The sequence below is a fragment of the Winogradskyella sp. SYSU M77433 genome (assembly GCF_029911945.1).
GTDB lineage: Bacteria > Bacteroidota > Bacteroidia > Flavobacteriales > Flavobacteriaceae > Winogradskyella.
The window spans coordinates 150,033-167,658 of the sequence record NZ_JARYTG010000005.1 but is presented as its reverse complement, the minus strand read 5'-3'; the positions used below and the strand labels follow the sequence as shown (position 1 = coordinate 167,658).

The 17,626-nt window shown below is 34.2% G+C and carries 13 protein-coding genes; 4 read left to right on the top strand and 9 right to left on the bottom strand.

Annotated elements, in window-relative coordinates:
• Positions 1 to 17: 17 nt before the first annotated feature.
• Positions 18 to 2,840, bottom strand: coding sequence for a TonB-dependent receptor (locus QGM60_RS11590; protein WP_281140407.1), 2,823 nt, complete (start codon positions 2,838 to 2,840; stop codon positions 18 to 20).
• 231 nt (positions 2,841 to 3,071) lie between these two features.
• Here QGM60_RS11590 and QGM60_RS11585 point away from each other — a divergent pair, with 231 nt between their 5' ends.
• Positions 3,072 to 4,412, top strand: coding sequence for a deoxyguanosinetriphosphate triphosphohydrolase (locus QGM60_RS11585; protein WP_281140406.1), 1,341 nt, complete (start codon positions 3,072 to 3,074; stop codon positions 4,410 to 4,412).
• An 84-nt stretch (positions 4,413 to 4,496) separates the two neighbouring features.
• A complete protein-coding gene (locus QGM60_RS11580; RefSeq protein ID WP_281140405.1) occupies positions 4,497 to 4,667 on the top strand; it encodes a hypothetical protein in 171 nt (56 codons plus the stop codon).
• Here QGM60_RS11580 and dxs read toward each other — a convergent pair.
• On the bottom strand, positions 4,641 to 6,425 hold the full coding sequence (gene dxs, locus QGM60_RS11575; RefSeq protein ID WP_281140571.1) for a 1-deoxy-D-xylulose-5-phosphate synthase: 1,785 nt from the start codon (positions 6,423 to 6,425) through the stop codon (positions 4,641 to 4,643). The two genes, QGM60_RS11580 and dxs, sit on opposite strands and share 27 nt — an antisense overlap.
• A 21-nt stretch (positions 6,426 to 6,446) precedes the next feature.
• Positions 6,447 to 7,460 (bottom strand): energy transducer TonB, encoded by a 1,014-nt coding sequence (locus QGM60_RS11570; RefSeq protein ID WP_281140404.1) that lies wholly within the window; start codon positions 7,458 to 7,460, stop codon positions 6,447 to 6,449.
• Between the two features lie 79 nt (positions 7,461 to 7,539).
• Here QGM60_RS11570 and QGM60_RS11565 point away from each other — a divergent pair, with 79 nt between their 5' ends.
• Together QGM60_RS11565 and QGM60_RS11560 are read left to right on the top strand one after the other, a co-directional pair.
• The gene (locus QGM60_RS11565; RefSeq protein ID WP_281140403.1) at positions 7,540 to 7,989 is read left to right on the top strand and encodes a nucleoside deaminase; all 450 of its coding nucleotides are present in this window, start codon (positions 7,540 to 7,542) and stop codon (positions 7,987 to 7,989) included.
• A gap of 11 nt (positions 7,990 to 8,000) precedes the next feature.
• A complete protein-coding gene (locus QGM60_RS11560) occupies positions 8,001 to 8,453 on the top strand; it encodes a protease complex subunit PrcB family protein (RefSeq protein ID WP_281140402.1) in 453 nt (150 codons plus the stop codon).
• A 51-nt stretch (positions 8,454 to 8,504) separates the two neighbouring features.
• On the opposite strand, the gene QGM60_RS11555 is transcribed toward QGM60_RS11560, so the two are convergent.
• The 6 genes from QGM60_RS11555 to QGM60_RS11530 all read right to left on the bottom strand — a co-directional run bounded on the left by QGM60_RS11555 (position 8,505) and on the right by QGM60_RS11530 (position 17,606).
• Positions 8,505 to 8,696 carry a cold shock domain-containing protein gene (locus tag QGM60_RS11555; protein WP_073085124.1) on the bottom strand — a complete coding sequence of 64 codons (192 nt, stop codon included), beginning with the start codon at positions 8,694 to 8,696 and terminating at the stop codon, positions 8,505 to 8,507.
• Between the two features lie 178 nt (positions 8,697 to 8,874).
• Entirely contained in the window at positions 8,875 to 9,120 is a 246-nt protein-coding gene (locus QGM60_RS11550) for a hypothetical protein (protein WP_281140401.1), read from the bottom strand.
• A 9-nt stretch (positions 9,121 to 9,129) separates the two neighbouring features.
• On the bottom strand, positions 9,130 to 10,917 hold the full coding sequence (locus QGM60_RS11545) for a chloride channel protein (RefSeq protein ID WP_281140400.1): 1,788 nt from the start codon (positions 10,915 to 10,917) through the stop codon (positions 9,130 to 9,132).
• Between the two features lie 43 nt (positions 10,918 to 10,960).
• Positions 10,961 to 12,715, bottom strand: coding sequence for an aspartate--tRNA ligase (aspS, locus tag QGM60_RS11540; protein ID WP_281140399.1), 1,755 nt, complete (start codon positions 12,713 to 12,715; stop codon positions 10,961 to 10,963).
• 174 nt (positions 12,716 to 12,889) lie between these two features.
• Positions 12,890 to 16,426, bottom strand: a complete 3,537-nt coding sequence (locus QGM60_RS11535) for an efflux RND transporter permease subunit (protein WP_281140398.1) — start codon at positions 16,424 to 16,426, stop codon at positions 12,890 to 12,892.
• The gene (locus tag QGM60_RS11530) at positions 16,416 to 17,606 is read right to left on the bottom strand and encodes an efflux RND transporter periplasmic adaptor subunit (RefSeq protein ID WP_281140397.1); all 1,191 of its coding nucleotides are present in this window, start codon (positions 17,604 to 17,606) and stop codon (positions 16,416 to 16,418) included. Before QGM60_RS11530 ends, QGM60_RS11535 begins: the two co-directional genes overlap by 11 nt.
• Between the last annotated feature and the right edge of the window lie 20 nt (positions 17,607 to 17,626).

Below are 17,626 nucleotides of genomic sequence, written 5' to 3'. Positions count from 1 at the left end.
AAGATTTAATTGATTTTTTAAAATTTATAATTAATCGTCAGGGAAGTATTAATTCCTGTTGAGTAAGTCAGTACCGTATCCTTAGAAGGTATTCCTGTTACAGAAGATTGGTTGTTTTGGAATCTTTTAATTGTTGGATTCAATAAATTTTTTCCTGTAAAACCAATGCTCCAGTTGTCGTTGATTTCTTTATTGAAAATAAAATCTAGAACAACTACACCTTTTTCTACGATTTCCCCATTGAAAAACACATCAGGTTGACTTTGGTTTCTTGGTGCACCTAAAGCATATATTCTATCAGATGCATAGTTACCAGATAGTGTAAATTCGTAAGGGTATTTTTTTCCTGTATTAAATGTAAGAGCTACGTTTGTTATCCAGTCTGAAGCACCTTCTAAACCAACTTCTTCTTTATTTCCATATCTGAATGTACGTGTAACTTGACCATCACTGTTTCTTTCTACTTTAAGATCTTGGACATGATCTAAGTAAGAAACATTTCCTGTTAATTTTAAGTTTGGAAGAGAGTCTTGTTTTTTGATGATGTATACTCTACCTTCTAGCTCAGCACCAATTACTGTAGCTTTTTCACCTGTATTGAAATATGAGAATACGCTTCCATCAGCTCCTAGACGTAATGTTTTATTTATAGGGTCTTCAATTCGCTTATAAAAAGCAGTAAGAGAAACTAACTCATCACTAGAAGGGAATAACTCGTATTTTAAATCTACGTTTATGTTTTTAGATGCTTGTATATTAGGGTTACCTGCAGTTACTAAACCTTCTGGAGATACATATTCAAAAGGAGCGATTTCTTTAAATTCAGGTAAAGTTTGACTGAAGCTACCAGCTAATCTAACAGCTGATTTCTCACTTAATTCATACTTTAAGTTGAATGAAGGATATAGTCTTTCGTAGTTTTGAAGAGAATTACCAATTCTAGGTTGGAATGTAACTGGGTCAATGTAGTTACCTACATCAAAGTTAACATCAATCTCATCATTCTGATATCTTAAGCCTAATTGAGCAGTAAACTTATCAAATACAGCTACAAAATCTGCAAAACCAGCAAATGAAGTAAGAGTACCATCATAAAAGTCTGGTGCTACAGGGTTGAAGTTTAAAAGTCCATTGTTGAAGTTTTGCTCTGTGAAAATTTCAGATAAACCATCTACAGAAGAAGGGTTCAAAGATCCTCTGGTTTGTTCAACAATACCAAAGAACTGAGAGGTGAAATCACGTTGTTTATTTCTGATGTCACCACCAAAAGTTAATTTATAAACAGCATCACCATCTTCATTTTCCTTAAAAATGATTTCATCTTGAATACGACCACTGTATTCAATATCATTGATCTCTTGAACAGATTTACGCTGTTGAGTACCACCTATAAAAGCTAACTCTATTAAACCTGTGTCGTTAATGAAGTTAAGTTCGTTTCTTATACGGTTAGGCTCATTTGCGTCTACATAGTTAAAACCAGCAGCCCATTGTAAGGTGTTTTTTTCTGAAATATTATGAGTACCAGATAACTGAGTTACAGATAATAAAGTGTTTTTAATATTTTGGTCTCTAACAAATTGAAATCCTTCGTCAGTGTTATCTAATTCTTCAAAACGTTCAGAAGTTCCTTTTCTACCAGCTTCATAAGTTTCTTCAAAAACCTTGTTAACTGCAAAGGTGTTAAAGCTTAATCTGTTATCGCTATTAAATTTATATTGAGCGTTAAACATACCTACGGTACTAACAGTTCTCAACCATCTTACATTATCATTATCTCTAATATAGTCTCTGATGTTACCTTGGTCATATTGTCTAAAGATACCTTCGCGGTATTCGTGTTCAACAGATTGCCCACCACTAAAATACAATCCTAGTTTTTTAGACTCACCAACTTTACCTCCTGCATTAACAGAAAAAGAATGATCAATAGGTGTGCTTAAGGTTTGAGGTTCCCATGATTGTCTGGTTAGAGCATTACCAAGATTATCTGCAGAATATGCTCTAGAGTATACACCTAGAGTAATGTCTTTATTATTGGCAGTTACTTTGAAATTATCAAAAACATCTGCAGCGTTACTATTAAGACCACCGCTTAGGCTAATTCCCAATTCCTTAGATCCAGCCTCTTTAGAGACGATATCAATATTACCAGATGCTTGATCTGCTGAATTTTTTGGAGAGAATGTTTTGCTAATAGATACGTTTTGGATGAATTTTGAAGGAAATAAACCTAAGTCTATATTCTTCTTATCAATATTATCAGACGGTACAGGTAATCCATTTAAAGTTGTGGTAAGATATCTGTCACCAAGACCTCTAACATAAAGTTGTCCAGATCCATCAGATTTAGAAACGCCAGAGATTTTTGCTGTAGCAGCTGAAGCATCAGAAACACCAAGTCTGCTTAGTTGTTCCGCACCAATACTTTCTTTAATTTCAACAGCCTTTTTTTGATCTAATAATAAAGCGACTTCACTTTCTTTTCGTGTTGTAGTTGTAATAACTACTTCGTCTAAACTTGCTGCGCTTGCTCCCATAGGAACATTTACTGTTGTTACTTTTCCAGCAGTAACAGTTACAGGGATCTCTTGGGTTTCATAACCCACAAAGCTAAATACTAATGTGTAAGTACCAGCTTCTAAATCTTGAAATTGATAAAGGCCATCCATATCAGAAGTTGTTCCTTTGGTTGTGCCTTTAATTAAAATGTTTGCAAAAGGTAATGGCTCATCGTTAAAATCTTTGTCGGTTAACTTACCGGCAATTGAACCTGTTTGAGCCACCAAAACTACCGTAAACAGTAGAAAAAATACAGTTGTAAAAATATGCTTGTTCATCAATAAAAATGATATAAATTATCATTGCAAAGAAACGCTGATAATCATTTCTATAGGTTAAACCAAAATTAAACCTCTGTAATAAAAACGTTAGCTAAGTATTAGCTTAACATTAAATATTCGCTTCTAAAGGAAACATTAACTTAACATTGGAAAGCTTTGAGAGTAGTTGATTTTAATTTGAAAATTACTTCTCATTTTATCTATCTTGCACATTCTAAGAATACAGCTATGAATTGGGAACAATTACTCTCCTTAAAACGTTACGGTGATACTAATAAAAGACTAAGAAAAGAACAAGACGAAACACGTTTGGGTTTCGAAGTAGATTACGATCGTATCATATTTTCATCTGAATTTAGAGGGCTTCAAGATAAAACTCAAGTAGTTCCGCTATCTAAAACCGATTTTGTGCACACAAGATTAACGCACAGCTTAGAGGTAAGTGTTGTGGGTAGATCTTTAGGTAGAAAGGTGGGGCAACTGTTACTAAAAAAACATCCTCACTTAGAGGAAGTACATGGTTACAAAATTAATGATTTTGGAGCTATTGTGGCAGCTGCAGCTTTAGCACACGATATTGGTAATCCACCATTTGGTCATTCTGGTGAAAAGGCAATAGGATCCTATTTTAAGGATGGAAATGGTTCTGAATTCAAAATGCATTTAACAGATAAACAATACCAAGATTTATGTGATTTTGAAGGTAATGCCAACGGATTCAAAATCCTTACCGAAAGTAGAGATGGCAGAGAAGGTGGACTACGCTTAAGTTATGCCACACTTGGGGCATTTATGAAATATCCTAAAGAGTCTTTACCAAAAAAGCCAACAAAACATATCGCTGATAAAAAATATGGGTTTTTTCAAAGTGAAAAGGCAATGTTTAAAGATGTTGCCATGGAGCTTGGTTTAGCAAAACGTAGTGAAGAACATATAAGTTTTCATAGACATCCATTGACATTTCTTGTGGAAGCAGCTGATGATATTTGCTACACCATTATTGATTTTGAAGACGGCATCAACCTTGGTCTCATTGAAGAAGAATATGCATTGGAGTATTTAATTAACCTCGTAAGAGGCAAGATAAAAACCGAGAATTACAATTCTCTTAAAACAAAGGAAGACCGTGTAAGTTACTTGCGAGCATTAGCAATTGGGACTTTAATAGATGAAGCTGCCCAGCTTTTTATGAAGCATGAAGATGATATTTTAGCTGGAAATTTTGAAACCGCACTGCTAGATGTTAGTCAATACAAAGCACAGATAAAGGATATTATTGATTTAAGCATTAAAAATGTTTACCAATCTAAAGAGGTAATCAATAAAGAAATAGCTGGTTACGAGATTTTAAATCAGTTGCTAAACGTGTATGGTAAAATGGCCTTTAACTATTTTGAAAATAATTTATCCAATTACGATAAGCTGTTGTTAAATGTGCTTCCTGAGACTCTGAAGTTATCTAATGCATCATTGTACGACAACTTATTGGCTATATGCCTTTATATTTCAAAGCTGTCAGATACTAATGCAATGCTTCTTCATAAGAAAATTAGAGGTAATATCTTATAAAAAATTACACTTTATCGAAAAAATTTGTTTTTAAGCGATTTATTATTTTCATTTACCGTCTAATTAACTGTAACACCCCTACTTATGAAAAATAATATCCTTGGTGGCTTAGTTATTTTCGTCGTTGTAGTAACTTGTCTTTTGTTGATTGATGATATCTCTAGTTCTAAAGAGGTACAGACATCTTATGAAAAAATTGAAGTTGAACCAGTACAAGGTCAAACTGATTTAGCGATTGTTGAGGAGCAAGAATAGATTTTCAATTTCCTTGTTTATAGATGTTTTATCCAATTTTTGAAGTTCATTTAGTTGGTCAATAGTCCCATGTTCTACAAATTGATCTGCAATGCCAAGAATGCTAATAGGTTTCTTGTAACTGTTGCTGTTAGCAAAATTTAGTATTGAAGAACCAAACCCTCCAATTTTACTACCTTCTTCAATTGTGATAATAGCTTCATAATTTGAAAATATCGTATGAAGTAAATTTTCATCTAAAGGTTTTACAAACCTTAGGTCGTAATGTCCAATGTCTTCATTTCTATTAGAGGTAACTATTGTATCTTGAACTGTATTTGCAATTGTTCCAACAGAAAGAATAGCAATTTTTTTACCTGTTTTAAGACATTCTCCTTTACCAATTTCAATTTCTTCAAAAGGTTGTTTCCAATCTAAAATGTTTCCTCTTCCTCTTGGATATCTTATAGCTATAGGAAAATCTATTCCGAGCTGAACAGTGTACATTATATTTCTAAGTTCAATAGCATTTCTTGGAGAAAATATCACCAGATTTGGTATGCAATTAAGGTAAGAAATATCAAAGACTCCATGGTGTGTGGCACCATCCTCACCGACCAATCCAGCTCTGTCTAAACAAAAGATAACTGGTAGGTTTTGCAATGCCACATCATGAATTATTTGATCGTAAGCACGTTGTAAAAACGTTGAGTAAATATTACAAAACGGAATTAAACCTTGTGTAGCCATTCCTGCAGCCAAGGTAACGGCATGTTGTTCGGCTATACCAACATCAAAAGCACGCTTAGGAATTTTATCCATCATATATTTTAAGGAACTGCCTGTTGGCATGGCTGGTGTAATGCCGATAATCTTTTCATTTTTTAAAGCCAATTCCACTATAGTTTCACCAAATACATCTTGATATTTTGGTGGTTCACTAGTATTTGATTTAGTAATAAGTTCACCTGTTGAAGCATCAAATTTTCCTGGTGCGTGATATTTTACTTGGTCTCGTTCAGCTTGTTTTAAGCCTTTACCCTTCTTGGTTATAATGTGTAAAAACTTAGGGCCTTTTACAGTTTTCAGTCTTTGTAACTCTGAAATTAAAAGTGGTAAATCATGACCATCAATTGGTCCTGAGTAATTAAAATTTAAGGCTTCAAAAATATTATCTTGTTTTTGAGACCCTTTTTTAACATTGGTTAAATATTGTTTTAAAGCTCCAACACTAGGGTCTATACCAATGGCATTATCATTTAATATTACAAGGAGATTAGCATCTGTAACGCCAGCATGGTTAAGTCCTTCAAAAGCCATTCCGCTTGCAATAGAAGCGTCACCAATAACAGCAATATGATGTTTGTTTTCACCTTTAAGTTGCGAGGCAATCGCCATTCCTAAAGCTGCCGAAATTGAAGTAGACGAGTGGCCTACACCAAAAGTATCATAAATACTTTCGCTACGTTTTGGGAAACCACTAATGCCGTTTAGTTGTCTGTTGGTATCAAAGATTTCTTTTCTTCCGGTTAAAATCTTGTGTCCATAAGCTTGATGACCAACATCCCAAATCAATAAATCTTCTGGTGTGTTATATACGTAGTGTAAAGCTATGGTCAATTCTACAACACCAAGACTGGCACCCAAATGTCCTTCTTTGGTAGCAACAATGTTAATGATAAATTCACGCAAATCCTGAGCTAGTTGAGGTAAATCCTCAGCTTTTAATTGACGTAAGTCTTTAGGTAAGTTGATATGTTTTAAAAGTGAATTTTGCACCAAGCAAAAATACGAGTTTTTCTAGTCATCAATTATAAAAGTTATAGGTAGATAATATACCACAGATATTGCTATACCTCTTTGTTTACCAGGTATAAATTTTGGTAATAAATTTATAACACGTTTGGCTTCTACTTCAAAAACAGGATGTGGAGCTCTTACTTTTATATTTTCTACTTCTCCTGTTTCGTTAATTTTAAATTGTGTAAAAATTCTTTGTTTACCTTTTAAACCAATACTGTCTCCAATTTTTTCATTAAAATTCTCTTTTATGATTTCTTGTATGCGATCTGAAAAGTAAGTTTTCTTTTCTTCAGTCGTTAATTGTTTTGGTGTGTCCAAGAATTCTGGTGGCTGATTAACAACAATAAAACCAATAATAATTTCCTCTTCTATATTGTCTTCAAGCATAATATCTCCAATAATATTTGGTATTGTAATACTATCAGTTTTTTGATTGTTACATTGAGTAGGTTTTTTGATACTTTTTAAATCTATTGGAGTAGGTTTTTCTTCTAAAACAGCAATATCTCCAGTTGTTAGTATCATGCTTTCGACAACAACATCATCTATATCACGTTTTTTAGACTTGGTTTTTATAGGGATTGTAGAGTCAATTTTCTCACTTTTTTTCTTAATCTCACTAGTATCCGAAATTTTTTCATTCTGTTTTACTATTTCAATAGATTCAATTTTTTTAGTTTTCCCCCTTTCATCTTCACAATTAAATAATGTTAATCCCATTGATAGAAGTAAAGCCAATAAGAATACTCTATGAAAGCTCAAAGGTTGAACTAAAATAGCTTCAGGAATTTTAAGATTAATTGTGTCTAGCTGACTTTGCTTGATGTGTCCGCAGATACGTTGATTCTTGTTATTAGCAATATAATCCTGAATTTCATCGGGACTCATTTTAGTAAAATCGACAACGGTTTTGGAGCAGGAAAGACAGAATCGTCCTTTTTCATTAGGAGTCATTTTGGACCAATCTTCGTGACAAGGTTTTGGAATAGAAATTGAATAATTTGTTTTCATAATTAATAGCTTTAAAAGCTAGTATCAAATTTCTTGCCGCAATAATTATGTGTGGTTTTGAAATCGTATTTTTACAACTATGATAAATCCATTTGACGACACTTATTTTATGAAAAAAGCACTTCAAGAAGCTGAGGTTGCTTTTAAAAAAGGTGAAATTCCTGTTGGCGCAATTGTTGTAGTTGAAGATAGAATAATTGCTAGAACTCATAATCTAACAGAATTATTAAATGATGTTACAGCTCATGCCGAAATGCAAGCCATTACATCGGCAGCCAATTTTTTAGGTGGTAAGTATCTCACTAATTGTACACTTTATGTCACTTTAGAACCTTGTCAAATGTGTGCAGGAGCTTTGTATTGGAGCCAAATATCAAAAATAGTGTATGGTGCTTCAGATGAGCAACGTGGTTTTAATACTATGGGAACAAAATTACATCCTAAAACAAAGGTTGTTAGTGGTGTTTTAGCTGATGAAGCTTCGGAACTAATGAAGCGATTTTTTATTGAAAAACGAAATTTGAATTAAAACTAAAGAGTATGCATAAGTTATTAGGGATAGTGATTTTATTGTTAGTAGTAAACTGTAAATCCACAGAAAATAAAGCTAAAATGGTAAAAGAAGATGTAATCCTTATAGGAAAAGGTGATTTATATGGTTCAGGATCTGAAGGTATAGAGCAGCAAAATTTAGTGATTACCTCAGAAAGTGAATGGAAGGAATTATTGACTAAGATAGACTCGGTAAATAAAGTTTCGGATAGTTTTTCTGAAACCCAAATAGACTTTTCAAAGTACGGCATTATTGCAGTTTTTGATGCTGTAAAAAACTCTGGAGGACATAGCTTGAGCCTAGTTTTTCAAGAAACTAAGGATAAATTTTTGGTTGAGGTATTACGGAAATCACCTGACGGCATAGCAACTTCTGTTATGACACAGCCTTACTACATTGTAAAGATTCCTATACAGAATGTACCTGTAGTTTTTAAATAAAAAAACGCCCAACCATGGGTTGAGCGTTGAAACTGTAATAATAAGTATATCTTAAAGAATGCTTACGTTAGCAGCAACCATTCCTTTTCTTCCTTCTTCTTCTGTGTACTCTACATTATCGCCTTCACGAAGCTCTAAACCATTAAGGTTAGATACGTGTACGAAAATGTCTTTTCCTGTTTCTTCGTTGGTAATGAATCCAAATCCTTTTGAATCATTAAAAAATTTAACTGTTCCAGTCATTATAAAATAAATAAAAATTAAAACACAAATGTAATGTATAAACCAACGCAGTATGTTAATAAATCGTTTTATTTTAATTTATTGAAAATTAATGAGTTAAAATAAGTCTTTTTAATGTGGCTTCAGCCCTTGCTAATAAAGGTGTTACGAAGTATAATGTATTAATGAATAAAAAAAATTAATACTTCTTTTCTTTCTGATTTTCTCTCATTTTATCAAGATTTTCCTTGGTTAACATGTAATCTTGAATGTTTTTGTCCTTCCATCTGTAATAAGAAAACAACGGAAATACCACCAAAAATAAACCGACCACTCCAAGTCCGATAAGTTTCTCTGTGTATTCCACATCTAAAATTAAACCACAGATAATACTGGAAATAGAAGCTATAAATGCTATAAAAGTTATAATCTTAATGAATTTCATTTTTAAATTTTAGTAGGTAGTAAAGTTAATGAGTTCTCTTCTGTAGGCAGTTAATAGCTTAGATTTTGAAATGTAACCATAGTATTTACCATTTTTAATTACAGGTAAATTCCAAACACCACTCGCTTTGAATTTTTCCATAATAATATTCATGGAATCTTTTTCGTACGTAATAATATCAGTGTTGGTATGCATTAAGCTGGCAGCATCTACTTTATCGTATAGGTCAGCATCAAACATCATGTGTCTAATATCATCCAAACGAATCACACCCAAAAAGTGATTCTCGTCATCAACCACAGGAAAATGATTTCGAGACGATTTTGCTACGGCATTATTTAAGATATAACGTAATTTCATTTCTGGTTTTAGAATAATGAAATTGGTTTCAATCACTTTGTCAATATTCAAGACCATAAGAACGTTTTTGTCCTTATCGTGGGTCATTAACTCACCACGTTCAGCCAATTTCAAAGTGTAGATAGAATGCGAAATATAATATTTGGTTATAGTAAAAGATATGGCAGAAACAATCATCAGAGGTACAAATAATTCGTAACCACCTGTAATTTCAGCAATTAAGAATATAGCCGTAAGTGGTGCGTGTAAAACACCTGCCATTAAACCTGTCATCCCTATAAGTGTGAAGTTAGATTCAGACACATGAAAGTTCAGCCCTATATTATTAATAACTTTTGCAAAAGCATTACCCAAAGCACTTCCCATTACCAAGGTTGGGATAAAAACACCACCAACACCACCAGCTCCAAATGTTGTTGTCATCGCAATGGCTTTGAAAATAGAAATCCCTAGTAATAAAGCGATAACAATCCAGATGTTAGATAAGTCTAAATCAAAAGGAGTTTTACCTATAGCTGCTAAATGGTCTCCTTTTAGAAGGTTATTCATAATGCCGTAACCTTCACCATAAAGTGGTGGAATGAAATAAAGTATGGTTCCTATGGCTAAACCACCAATTAAGAGACGTTTTGCTCTACTTTCAAACTGTTTGAAGAAATTAGTAATGGCAAAAAATACCTTTGAAAAATATACAGATGCTAAAGCTGTAATGAGTCCCAAAATGCAGTAGAAAGCAATATCATGTATGCGAAACTTATCGATTAACTCAAATCGAAGTAGAACATCTGTTCCAAGAAAAAAGTAGGATGTTACTACGGCAGAAACCGAAGCTAGAAGTAATGGAATCAATGAAGTGAAAGCAATATCTAGACTAAAAATTTCAACTGCAAAAATTATAGCTGCGATAGGAGCTTTGAACATGGATGCCATAGCGCCTGCGGCAGCACAACCAATGAGAAGCATTCGAGTTTTCTGATTCATGTGAAATAGACGCGCCACATTAGAACCTAATGCTGAACCGACACTTACGGCAGGACCTTGTAATCCAACAGATCCACCAAAACCAGCTGTCAAAGGTGCGGTTATTAAACCTGCATAAATATTATATCTTGGAATAATACCTCCAAGTTTAGAAATAGCATAGAGCGTAGAGGATATACCATGACCAATGTGCTTTTTTAACCAAGTTTGTTTGATGATGTAAACCAAAATCAAACCGATAATTGGAAAAATAAAGTATAGCGAATTTTGATAATTTTTGAATAGTGATAATTCAAAAAGCAGTCTTATATAATGTGTAAGGTTTTTGAGAACCACAGTGCCAATTCCTGCCAAAAAACCAACAAGTATACTTAAGACAAAAATAAATTGCCTTTCGGAGATATTCTTATATCTCCAAATCAGTATACGCTTAAATAGACTATATTTTGTTGGCATACCTAAAGCTAATAAAAAATCCTGCTTTTGCAGGATTTAATAATTATGATTTTAAATTTAGTTTTAAATTTAATTCTTCAAGTTGTTCGTCATCGATAGGTGCAGGTGCATCTATCATTACATCTCTTCCCGAATTGTTTTTAGGGAAGGCGATGAAATCTCTAATGGTTTCTTGTCCACCTAAAATAGCAACCAATCTGTCTAAACCAAATGCAATACCACCATGTGGAGGTGCTCCATACTCAAAAGCATCCATTAAGAAACCAAATTGTGCTCTAGCTTCTTCTTCAGAAAAACCTAGGTGTTTTAGCATAATAGCTTGTGTGGCTTTATCGTGAATACGAATAGAACCACCACCAATTTCGTTACCATTTAATACTAAATCGTAAGCATTAGCCTTTACTTCTCCTGGTTTAGAATCTAATAATTCTAATTGACCTGGTTTTGGAGACGTGAATGGATGGTGCATTGCGTGGTAGCGCTCAGTATCTTCATCCCATTCTAAAAGTGGGAAATCCATAACCCAAAGTGGTGCGAATTCGTCTGGTTTACGTAAGCCTAAACGTTCTGCTAATTCCATACGTAAAGCACTTAATTGCGCTCTCACTTTATTAGTATTTCCTGAAAGCACACAGATTAAATCACCAGCTTTTGCTCCAGTCACTTCTGCCCATTTTGCTAAATCGTCTTGATCATAAAACTTATCTACAGAAGATTTGAAAGTACCATCTTCATTACAACGACAATACACCATTCCTAAAGCACCAACTTGTGGACGCTTTACCCAATCAATAAGTTTGTCTATTTCTTTTCTTGTGTATGCATTTCCGCCAGGTACTGCAATACCAACTACCAATTCAGCTGAATTGAATACATTGAAATCTTTATGTTTGGCAACGTCATTTAATTCGCCAAATTCCATTCCAAATCTAATGTCTGGTTTGTCATTTCCGTACAAACGCATAGCGTCATCGTATAGCATTCTTGGGAACTTATCGACTTCAACACCATTTACTTCTTTTAATAAGTGACGTGTTAAGCCTTCAAAAGTATTTAAAATATCTTCTTGCTCAACAAATGCCAATTCACAGTCTATTTGTGTGAACTCTGGCTGGCGATCGGCACGAAGATCTTCATCTCTAAAACATTTTACAATCTGAAAATATTTATCCATGCCACCAACCATAAGCAATTGCTTAAAAGTTTGAGGTGACTGTGGCAAGGCATAAAATTGACCTTCATTCATACGAGAAGGCACCACAAAATCACGAGCACCTTCAGGTGTAGACTTTATTAAGTATGGAGTTTCAACTTCAATAAAACCGTCATTAGAAAGATAATTTCTAACAGCTTGAGCGACTTTATGTCTGAAGATTAAACTATTCTTCACAGGATTACGACGAATATCTAAGTAACGATATTTCATTCGTAGGTCATCACCACCATCGGTTTTATCTTCAATAGTAAATGGAGGTACTAAAGAAGTATTAAGAACATTCAATTCAGAAACTAAAACTTCAATATCACCAGTTGGAATATTTGGGTTTTTAGAAGCACGCTCTACAACAGTTCCTTTCACTTGCACTACAAACTCTCTACCTAATTTTTGAGCTCTATCCAAGATGTCCTTTGGTGTACGCTCCTCATCAAAATAAAGTTGTGTAATACCATATCGATCTCTTAAATCAACATACACCATAAATCCTTTATCTCTAACTCCTTGAACCCATCCTGAAAGGGTAACTTTTGCATTGCTATCTGTGGCTCTTAATTCACCACAATTATGACTTCTGTACATATCTAAATTTTATAATCTTCACCGTTGCGAAATGCTAGGGTGAATGCGGATGCAAATTTAATGAAGTTAAATGATTAACAAATAAAAAAGCCCCAACAATTGTTGAGACTTTTTCTGCTATTAATCAAACCTTCTTAGTAAGATAAAGGTTGTTTTTTCTGAATAGAAAAACTTTTAATGTTGACCTTCTATTCTTTTATCCATATTGAATGGCTCTTGTAGGTCAGTTTGAGTTTCTGTATTTGCCACGCGGTCTTTGTGTATCCACATTTTTAATCTAACACTAAGATAGAATAAGATTGGTACTACAATGAGCGTTAGGAATGTAGCGATTAAGAGACCATAAATTACTGTCCAAGCCAAAGGTCCCCAGAATACTACGTTATCACCTCCCATATAAATGTTAGCATCAAAATCTGAAGCTAGCGTAAAGAAGTTAATGTTGAGTCCTATCGCCAGTGGAATTAAACCTAATATAGTTGTAATTGCTGTTAACAATACTGGTCTAAGACGTGCTTTACCAGCTTTAACTATACTTTCGTACAGGTGTTGTTTAGTTAGATATTGGTCTTCATCTAGATCGAGTTGGTTTTTCTTTCTATCGATAAGAAGTTGAGCATAATCTAATAATACCACACCATTATTTACTACAATTCCGGCAAGTGAGATAATACCAACCATCGTCATCATAATAACGAAGGCGCTTCCTGATAATACGATACCTCCAAACACTCCAATGAAACTCAAGAAAATAGCAAGCATAATAATTGCTGGTTTTGAAATGGAATTAAATTGGAAAATCAATATGAAGAATATTAATCCTAATCCAGTGAAAAAAGCACCCACTAAGAACGCCATTTGCTTGTTTTGTTCTTCAATCTGTCCCGTATAATCAATTTTGATACCTTCTGGAAGCCCTTTAAAGCTCTTCATTTCATTCTGAATTTGATTTACAATAGCTCCTGCATCTGTATAACCAGGTGCTAAAGCAGAATACACAGTAACCACACGTTTAGTGTCTTTGTGTTTTATAGCGCTAAATCCAGAATTGTTTTTCTGTTTTGCAACAGCAGATAGAGGTATTTCTTTAATCTGACCCGTATTGTCTCTAAACGTAATATTCTGATTGAAAAGTGCACTCGTATTATATCTGTTGTCTTTATTGAATCTTACGTAGATATCAAAATCATCTCCATCTTCTTTGTAAATACCAGCTTTGGCTCCAAAAATTGAATTACGTAGTTGGTCACCAATTTGCTTAGCACTAACACCAAGTTCACCAGCTTTTTCTCTATCAACTTCAACAACCATTGAAGGTTTATCTTTGTTAACGTCGATTTTAAGTTCATCAATACCAGCAATATTTTTAGAGTTGATAAACTCACGCATTCTTTCTGAAGTTACAATTAGCTCATCATAATCGCTACCTTCAATTTCAATGTTGATAGGTGAACCCGCTGGTGGTCCGTTGGCATCTTTTTCAACAGAAATAAGAACCCCAGGATAAATTCCAACTAGTGCTTCCTGAACTTTTTGACGCAATAACTCACTGTCTTCGCCACGACGGTATTTATACTCACGCATTGAGGCCGTAATCTTGGCTTTATGAGGCATTTCTGCAGCAGATCCACCATCGGTTTGTGGATTACCTGCACCTTCACCAACCTGAGATACTGCACTTTCTACAAGAAAGTTTCTGTCTCCATCCATATATTGACTGTCGTTAATAACAGCATATACACGTTTTTCAATCTGTTTAGTGATTTCATTTGTTTTCTCGATGGCTGTGCCTTCAGGATATTCAATGTAGACAATAATTTGAGTTGGTTTATTGTCTGGGAAAAATTCAACCTTAGTACGTTGTGTTGCTAAAGAGATTCCAAAAGCTATAAAAGCCGCAATAAGTAATAAGAATGTACCCAAACTTAGAATATAAGGCTTTCTCTTAGAAAGTGCCCAACGTAATTGGCCTTCGTACCAACCTTCTAATTTTACCAAGGCTTTGTTTTGGAAACTGTTTGCCCAGTTTCTAATAAATAATCGGTAAGCCCAAAGCATTATAGCTGTAAAGATCATGATGGTTCCAAGACCTCTGTAAGCACCACCAACCAAAAGAATGAGTACACCAATAACGGCTACAATAACCGTAGTTTTAATAATCTGCTTTAAAGGCATGTCCTTGTCTTCAGTAGTCATGTAGCGTGATACTAAAACAGAGTTAAAGAAAATCGCCACAAACAATGAAGAGCCTAAAACAATTGACAATGTTATAGGTAAAATTTTCATAAACTCACCCATAATTCCTGGCCATAGACCGAGCGGAACGAAAGCCGCAACTGTTGTTAAGGTTGAAATGATAATAGGAAAAGCAATCTCTCCAATCCCCATTTTAGCAGCTTCTTTACGACTCATGCCTTCTTCATCCATCAATCTATAGACGTTTTCAACAACTACAATTCCGTTATCTACCAACATCCCAAGACCCATGATAAGTCCAAAAAGTACCATAGTATTTAAACTATAGCCAATAAGGTTCAGAATCATAAGCGACATAAACATAGACATTGGTATTGCAAAACCAACGAATAGTGCATTCTTAAATCCTAAGAAGAACATCAATACCGTTACAACGAGTATAACACCAAAGATTATATTATTTACTAAATCATCAACCTGACCAATAGTTACAGAGGATTGATCATTTGTTATAGAAACTTCCAAATCTTGAGGGAACTCATTGTCAACAGCATCTTGAACTATTACTTGAATTTGCTCAGCAGCTGCGACCATGTTTTTTCCGGCACGTTTCTTTACATCGAGCATCACAACAGGTTCACCAGACATTCTGGCGAAAGTAGTTTTGTCTTCTTCCTTAAAAGCTACAGTTGCAACATCTTTAAGGTAAATAGCATTACCGTTTTCAGCTTTTACGACAAAATTTTCTAGCTCAGCAGGGTCTTCAATTTCACCAATAACTCTTATAGTACGACGCTGCCCACTTGCTTTTAAGTTGCCTGCAGATTGTGTAAGATTGCCGTTTCCGATAGCACCAATAATATCATTAAATGTCACTTTTGCAGCCATCATTTTATATATGTCTACGGCAACTTCAACCTCTTTTTCTTGAGCACCTCTGATGTCTGCTTTTTTGATTTCTTGTAAATCTTCAATTTCATCTTGAAGATATTCAGCATAATCTTTAAGTTTTTCAATTGGGTAATCACCAGAAATATTAATGTTTAGAATAGGCATTTCTTCCGAAAGGCTTAGTTCAAAAACATCTGGTTCTACTTTGGCTCCGTTAAACGTCGGCCAATCTTCACTAGCGGTTTCGGTATCAACTTCATCCTTTACCTTTTGTTTTGCCTGTTCTACGGTTAGTCCTTCATCAAACTCCACAATAACCATAGAGTAATCTTCTTGAGACGTTGAGGTAATTTCAACGACATTACTCACGGTTTTTAGTTCGTCTTCTAGTGGATCTGTGATAAGTTTTTCAATATCCTCAGCAGTATTTCCTGGGAATAATGTGCTAATATAGATTTTGGTTTCGTTAACCTCAGGAAAATTTTCTCTTGGCATACTGAAAAATGCAGTTATACCAACATAGAAGAAAACCAAAATTAAGACATTCATCGTGGTTTTGTTGTTGATTGCCCACGATGATAAGCCAAATTCCTTATCTGTATTTTTCTTCTTTTTATTTGCCATTACCTTCTTCTTTATAGTTGATTACCTCTACAGATTGTCCGTCTCTAACACTACGCGCACCTTCTTTAATAATTTCTGCTCCGGTTTCTAAGCCACTTAAAACCTCTATAACATCTCCTTGAGTTTTTCCTGTTTCAATAATGACACGTTTGGCATTGCCAATACCTTTTTCGTTTTTGTTTGTAACCACATAAACGTATTGCTCACCTTCAGCATTTTCTGAAATTACACTTTGAGGAATAAGAATGGCTTCTTCATTTGTGTAATCGTTAATCTTTAACTTAGCAGTAAGGTTTGGCTTTATAGATTTATCTTTATTAGGCACTTCAATTTCAACTTTAAAGGTTCTGTTTGCAGGATTGATAACATCACCTGCTTGACGAATTTTAGTGTCAATTTTCTTGTTTAGAACAGGAAGTTCAACAATAACATCTCTTCCTTTAGTAACATTGCTAACATAGCGCTCCGGAACTTCAGTTTCGATATACATGTTGTTAAGATTTACAATACGCATTAATGAGGACACACCAGCAGCGACAACACTTCCTTGCTCAGTGATAACATCATCAATAGTTCCAGAAAAAGGAGCTTTTACTACAGTTTTTGCAATTTGCTGTTGCATTTGATTTACCGCTTCTTGTTGAGATTCGTAAGTAGACTTAGCTTGTAAATACTGAATTTCACTACCTATATTTTGATCCCAAAGACGCTTTTGACGTTCGTAAGTGGTTTTTGCTAAATCAGCCTGGATTTTTAATTGTGCTAGCTGTTGACTTAAGCCACCATCATCAATTTTTGCTAGTGTTTGTCCTTTACTAACTTGTTGCCCTTCCTTTACATATACGTTAGTTAGAATACCATTATACTCTGGTGTAATAACCAAAAGATCTTTTGTGGTGACGTTTCCTTGAAGTTCTAAAATATGCTTAAACTCTTCGGTTTTGGCAGTGATTGTAGTAATTAAAGGAACGTGTTGTACAGTATCTAAAGTTGCAATTTTTTCATCCAATAACTTTATTTTTTCGTTAATGGCATCTTGCTCGTTAACTAACTCACCACGTTTTTTTCTTATGGTTTCTAGGTTATCGCTTTCTAGAACTTTTTCTACAGAATTCTTTTTTTGCTCTCCGCATGAGGCTAAAAGAATCGATAATAATAGTATGGAATATATTTTTTTCATAATTCGTTTCTTTTGATTGA

Bases quoted from the DNA above. Each gene is read 5' to 3' on its own strand.
- QGM60_RS11590 (WP_281140407.1), bottom strand. From the start codon at position 2,840: ATGAACAAGCATATTTTTACAACTGTATTTTTTCTACTGTTTACGGTA.
- QGM60_RS11585 (WP_281140406.1), top strand. From the start codon at position 3,072: ATGAATTGGGAACAATTACTCTCCTTAAAACGTTACGGTGATACTAAT.
- QGM60_RS11580 (WP_281140405.1), top strand. From the start codon at position 4,497: ATGAAAAATAATATCCTTGGTGGCTTAGTTATTTTCGTCGTTGTAGTA.
- QGM60_RS11570 (WP_281140404.1), bottom strand. From the start codon at position 7,460: ATGAAAACAAATTATTCAATTTCTATTCCAAAACCTTGTCACGAAGAT.
- QGM60_RS11565 (WP_281140403.1), top strand. From the start codon at position 7,540: ATGATAAATCCATTTGACGACACTTATTTTATGAAAAAAGCACTTCAA.
- QGM60_RS11560 (WP_281140402.1), top strand. From the start codon at position 8,001: ATGCATAAGTTATTAGGGATAGTGATTTTATTGTTAGTAGTAAACTGT.
- QGM60_RS11555 (WP_073085124.1), bottom strand. From the start codon at position 8,696: ATGACTGGAACAGTTAAATTTTTTAATGATTCAAAAGGATTTGGATTC.
- QGM60_RS11550 (WP_281140401.1), bottom strand. From the start codon at position 9,120: ATGAAATTCATTAAGATTATAACTTTTATAGCATTTATAGCTTCTATT.
- QGM60_RS11545 (WP_281140400.1), bottom strand. From the start codon at position 10,917: ATGCCAACAAAATATAGTCTATTTAAGCGTATACTGATTTGGAGATAT.
- aspS (WP_281140399.1), bottom strand. From the start codon at position 12,715: ATGTACAGAAGTCATAATTGTGGTGAATTAAGAGCCACAGATAGCAAT.
- QGM60_RS11535 (WP_281140398.1), bottom strand. From the start codon at position 16,426: ATGGCAAATAAAAAGAAGAAAAATACAGATAAGGAATTTGGCTTATCA.
- QGM60_RS11530 (WP_281140397.1), bottom strand. From the start codon at position 17,606: ATGAAAAAAATATATTCCATACTATTATTATCGATTCTTTTAGCCTCA.